The organism is Streptomyces sp. SID14478 (assembly GCF_010548525.1).
Lineage (GTDB): Bacteria > Actinomycetota > Actinomycetes > Streptomycetales > Streptomycetaceae > Streptomyces.
Genome location: NZ_JAAGMG010000060.1, coordinates 1 through 4,844, shown reverse-complemented (window position 1 = coordinate 4,844; position 4,844 = coordinate 1). Strand labels below are relative to the sequence as shown.

Genomic DNA, 4,844 nt, shown 5'->3' with positions numbered 1-4,844 from the left:
GGCGTGCCCCTCCTGACCGGGGTGCGCCGGGCCGTCGCCCGGCACGCCCTCGCGGGCGCGTGCGCGGCGACCCGCATCGCGTCGTCACCGATCCCGACGGATCGGGTGGGTCCGGGCGCCGCGACGTCCGTCCTGGAAGCCGCCCCCGCCTCCGCGTGGCCCCGCCCCCTGCCCTCCCCGTCACTGTCGCTAGGAGACCCATGTCCTACTCGTACGTCGACGACGTGCTGCCCGGGAACGGTGCGCTGCCGCCCCGCGCCTGGTACGCCGACTCCTCCGCCACCACCCTGTCCCTGAACGGCAGGTGGCGCTTCCGGCTGGCCCCCGCCGTCGACGCCCACGACGAGTCGTTCGCCGCCGAGGGGTACGACACCGGGGGCTGGGCCGAGGTGACGGTGCCGGGGCACTGGGTCCTCCAGGGCGACGGGGCGTTCGGCACGCCGATCTACACGAACCACCTCTACCCGTTCCCCGTCGACCCGCCGCACGTGCCGAGCGCGAACCCGACCGGTGACCACCTGCGCACCTTCGACCTGCCGGAGGGCTGGCCCGGGGACGGCTCGGCGACGCTGCGCTTCGACGGCGTCGAGTCGTGCGCGCGGGTCTGGCTGAACGGCACGGACATCGGCGCGTTCAAGGGCAGCCGCCTGCCGCACGAGTTCGCGGTCGGCCACCTCCTCAGGCCCGCCGGGAACGTCCTCGCCGTCCGCGTCCACCAGTGGTCGTCGGGCTCGTACCTGGAGGACCAGGACCAGTGGTGGCTGCCGGGCATCTTCCGTGACGTGACGCTGCTGCACCGCCCGGCCGACTGCGCCCTCGACTTCTTCGTGCACGCCTCCTACGACCACACCCGCGGTACAGGCACGCTGCGCGTGGACAGCGACGCGGCCGGCCGGATCGCCGTGCCGGAGCTGGGGGTCGACGTGGCGACGGGCGAACCGGTGACCGTCCCCGTCGAGCCGTGGACGGCGGAGACGCCGCGACTGTACGCGGGCACCCTGGACACCGGCGGCGAGCGAGTGCCGCTGCGCATCGGCTTCCGCACGGTGGCCAGGGACCCGTCGGACGGCCTCCTCAAGGTCAACGGAACGCCGGTCCTCCTCAAGGGCGTCAACCGCCACGAGTGGCACCCGGAGCACGGCCGCGCCCTCGACCTCGCAACGATGCGCCGCGACGTGGAGTTGATGAAGCAGCACAACGTCAACGCCGTCCGCACCTCGCACTATCCGCCGCACCCCGCCTTCCTGGACCTGTGCGACGAGTACGGCCTGTGGGTGATCGACGAGTGCGATCTGGAAACGCACGGTTTCGTCGAGCAGGGCTGGCGCGACAACCCCGTCGACGACGACCGCTGGACCCCGGCCCTCCTCGACCGCGCCGCCCGCATGGTGGAGCGCGACAAGAACCACCCCTGCGTCGTCCTGTGGTCGCTGGGCAACGAGGCGGGCACCGGACGCGGCCTCACCGCGATGGCCGAGTGGATCCGCGGCCGCGACCCCGAGCGGCTGGTCCACTACGAAGGTGACGCCAACTGCCGTGACACGGACGTCTATTCACGGATGTACGCGGACCACGCCGAGGTCGAGCGGATCGGCCGGGGCCTGGACGGCGGCCCGGACCGCCGCCGCACGCTCCCCTTCATCCAGTGCGAGTACGCGCACGCGATGGGCAACGGCCCGGGTGGACTCGCCGACTACCAGAGGCTGTTCGAGACGTACGACCGTCTCCAGGGTGCCTTCGTGTGGGAGTGGATCGACCACGGGATCAAGGACGAGCGGTTCGGATACGCGTACGGCGGCGACTTCGGCGAGGAGCTGCACGACGGCAACTTCGTCTGCGACGGGCTGCTGTTCCCCGACCGGACGCCGTCGCCGGGCCTCATCGAGTTCAAGAAGGTGATCGAGCCCGTACGCATCGAGGTCGACGCGGCGGCGGGCACGGCCCGCGTCACCAACCGCTACGACTTCCGCGACCTGGCCGCCCTCTCGTTCGCGTGGTCGCACCGGGCGGACGGCGAGGCCCTCCGGGAGGGCGCCTTGACCGTGCCGCCGCTCGACCCCGGCGAGTCCGCCGAGGTGAAGCTGCCGGCACCGACGGGCGACGGGGTGTGGACGGTACACGCGCGCGAAGGCGCCGCGGACGACGCGTACGAGGTGGCCTGGGGCCAGGCGGAGATCCGCGCAACTCCCGCACGCACAAGCTCACTTGCGGCCGGCCCGGTGTTCTCCGGATCCGGTGCGGTCACGCTCGGTCCGGCCGGGTTCGACGCGCGCACCGGCGAGCTGCGCACGGTCGGCGGGGTCGCGGTGATCGCCCCGCGGCTGGACGTGTGGCGGGCGACGACGGACAACGACGACGGGGCGAGCTGGCAGAGCGGCGAGCGACTCGGCCTGCTGTGGCGGCAGTTCGGCCTGCACCGCATGCAACACCGCACGGACGCGGTGGAGTGGGGGGACGACGCGCTGACCGTGCGCACCCGCGTGGCACCGGCGGGCCGCGACATCGGCCTGCGCACGCTCTACCGCTGGAGCGCCGACGAACGGCGGCTGCGCCTGACCGTGTCGGTGACCCCCGAGGGCGACTGGCGGATTCCGCTGCCCCGGCTCGGTGTGCGGCTCGGGCTGCCGGGCGCGTCCGGCGTGGCGGTCCGCTGGTACGGCGGCGGCCCCGGCGAGGCGTACCCCGACACGCAGGCCGCCGCGCGTCTCGGCCTGTGGCAGTCCGACGTCGACGCGCTGCAGACGCCGTACGTGCGGCCACAGGAGAACGGGGCCCGCGCGGACGTCCGTTGGGCCGAGATCGGCGGCCTGCGGATCGAGGGCGATCCGGAGTTCTGGTTCACGGCGCGGCGCTGGACGACCGAGCAGCTGGACGCGGCCGGACACCGCACGGACCTCGTGCCCGGTGACACGGTGTGGGTCAACCTGGACCACGCCCAGCAGGGCATCGGCTCCCAGTCGTGCGGCCCGGGCGTGCTGCCGCAGTACCGGCTCACGGCCGCACCGGCCACGTTCGCCTTCACCTTCGCGCTCGCGTGACCGACGCGGCCGAACGGACCGTCGCCGTCCCGCTGTTCACGCGGGCGGCGACGGTCGCCCCGGGGCAGGCGGGACTTTCACAACACGCCCTAGGTGTTCACGTGGCCCGCGCCTCCGCGGCGGGCACCTCGGCCTCCCAGCGCAGCAGGTCGCCCGGCTGGCAGTCGAGGACCTCGCAGAGCGCGGCGAGCGTCGTGAAGCGCACCGCCTTGGCGCGGCCGTTCTTGAGCACCGCCAGGTTGGCGGGGGTGATCCCCACCCGCTCCGCGAGCTCGCCCACGGACATCTTCCGCCTGGCCAGCATCACGTCGATGTCGACGGCGATCGGCATCAGATCACCTCGTCCAACTCGGCCTGCATGTGCGTCGCTTCGGCGTCCCGGGCGACCGCCTGGGCGAGCAGCATCCGCAGCACGAGCACGATGAGCGCGACCCCGAGGACGGCCACGCCGATCCCGGCCATGATGACGGTGACGCCCGGATCCTCCCGCTGGCCCGGCGCATTGACGCCCGTGACCACGAACCACAGGAGCGCGGCCGCCACGATCGCGCCGATCACGCCGTCCACGTACCGGAAGGCGGTGGACGAGAACACGGTGCCGTGGCGCACCATCGTCACCAGGCGCCCCACGCAGACCAGGGCGACCTGGACCGCCACCATGCCCAGGACCGTGATCACCCGGAACGCGGTCAGCGGCAGCGAGCCGTCCTCCGGGTCGCTGCCGCTGACCAGCGCCCACACCATCCCTGCCTGGACGCACACGGTGCCGGCGAACACCACCACGAGCACGGCGCGCAGCGCACGCACTGTCAGCTTTCCCATGACCACCCCTCCATCGAACCTCGATGGGAATCTATCGAATAGCGATAGGTGAAGTAAAGGTGGAGAGCGATCGAAGGCGCCCGGCGGGCCGCCCAGGGGACTGCCGCCGCCAGAAAGCCACCCGCGCGTACCTCGCCCACCGGACCTCGTGGTATCCCTGATGCCACGGGGGAGTTACGGGCTGAGGGGGTCGGTCATGGCGACGCGGGCGAGGGCCACTGGAGGCGTACGGGACAGGTCCGCCCTGCGGTCGCCGGGCCGGACCCGGTGCACGGGCGCGATGCTGCTCGCACTGTCCGCGCTGTTCGGGATCGCGTGCTTCCTGGCGTTCACGGCATGGATCCCCTCCGAGGCGGAGCGCGCCCAGGACTACCGGGCGGCCCGGCCGTGCCCGGCCGGGGCGACGCCGCGGGAGGTGGCGGCCGAGGACTGCCTGACCACCTGGCACTTCACCGTCGTGGGGACCAGGGCCGAGCACGGCGGCAAGACCACCGAGTACGACGTGACGCTGAAGGACAGGGACGATCCGTCCTGGCGCGAGACGGTGGAGTTCGAGGACTCCCGGCCCCTCTACGACACGCTGGATCCCGGTGACCGGGTCACCGCCACCGGCTGGCGGCACGACGTCGTGGCGCTCGCCCGGGACGGCGTGCGCCAGCACACCACGGACGAGCCGCGCGACGAGATCCAGATGAACACCGCCCTGGGCGTGGTGGCCGCGCTCCTGGCGGCCCAGATGTTCGTGTTCGGCGCGGTCCGCCTGGTGCGGCCCCGGCACGTCGCGCCCTTCGTCCGGGAGCCGTACGGCACGTGGCTGGTCCTCACCGTGCTCGGCGCCGGTTTCGTGGTGGGGCTCGCGTCGGTCGTGCTCGGCCTGCCGTCGTGGTCCGTGTACGCAAGCGTGCCCGCCGCGGTGTGCGCGGTCATGCTGTGGCTCCTGCGCCGTCGGCGGCCCGAGCCCGCCCCGGCCGGCCCGGACCGGCC

At 73.1% G+C, this 4,844-nt stretch carries 4 protein-coding genes; 2 read left to right on the top strand and 2 right to left on the bottom strand.

Annotation, left to right across the window (positions count from 1 at the left end; all coding sequences use genetic code 11):
* Window positions 1–200: 200 nt before the first annotated feature.
* Window positions 201–3,038, top strand: coding sequence for a glycoside hydrolase family 2 TIM barrel-domain containing protein (locus tag G3I40_RS02070; protein WP_164300415.1), 2,838 nt, complete (start codon window positions 201–203; stop codon window positions 3,036–3,038).
* Between the two features lie 97 nt (window positions 3,039–3,135).
* Here G3I40_RS02070 and G3I40_RS02065 read toward each other — a convergent pair whose 3' ends face one another.
* Together G3I40_RS02065 and G3I40_RS02060 are read right to left on the bottom strand one after the other, a co-directional pair.
* Window positions 3,136–3,369 carry a helix-turn-helix transcriptional regulator gene (locus G3I40_RS02065; RefSeq protein ID WP_164300414.1) on the bottom strand — a complete coding sequence of 78 codons (234 nt, stop codon included), beginning with the start codon at window positions 3,367–3,369 and terminating at the stop codon, window positions 3,136–3,138.
* Window positions 3,369–3,860, bottom strand: a complete 492-nt coding sequence (locus tag G3I40_RS02060) for a DUF2975 domain-containing protein (RefSeq protein ID WP_164300413.1) — start codon at window positions 3,858–3,860, stop codon at window positions 3,369–3,371. The genes G3I40_RS02065 and G3I40_RS02060 overlap by 1 nt, the downstream gene beginning before the upstream one ends.
* A gap of 280 nt (window positions 3,861–4,140) precedes the next feature.
* Here G3I40_RS02060 and G3I40_RS02055 point away from each other — a divergent pair.
* On the top strand, window positions 4,141–4,844 hold a 704-nt coding region (locus G3I40_RS02055), incomplete at its 3' end, for a hypothetical protein (protein ID WP_203643232.1).

Excerpts from the sequence above, each read along its gene's own strand:
- G3I40_RS02070 (WP_164300415.1), top strand. The coding sequence starts at position 201 with ATGTCCTACTCGTACGTCGACGACGTGCTGCCCGGGAACGGTGCGCTG.
- G3I40_RS02065 (WP_164300414.1), bottom strand. The coding sequence starts at position 3,369 with ATGCCGATCGCCGTCGACATCGACGTGATGCTGGCCAGGCGGAAGATG.
- G3I40_RS02060 (WP_164300413.1), bottom strand. The coding sequence starts at position 3,860 with ATGGGAAAGCTGACAGTGCGTGCGCTGCGCGCCGTGCTCGTGGTGGTG.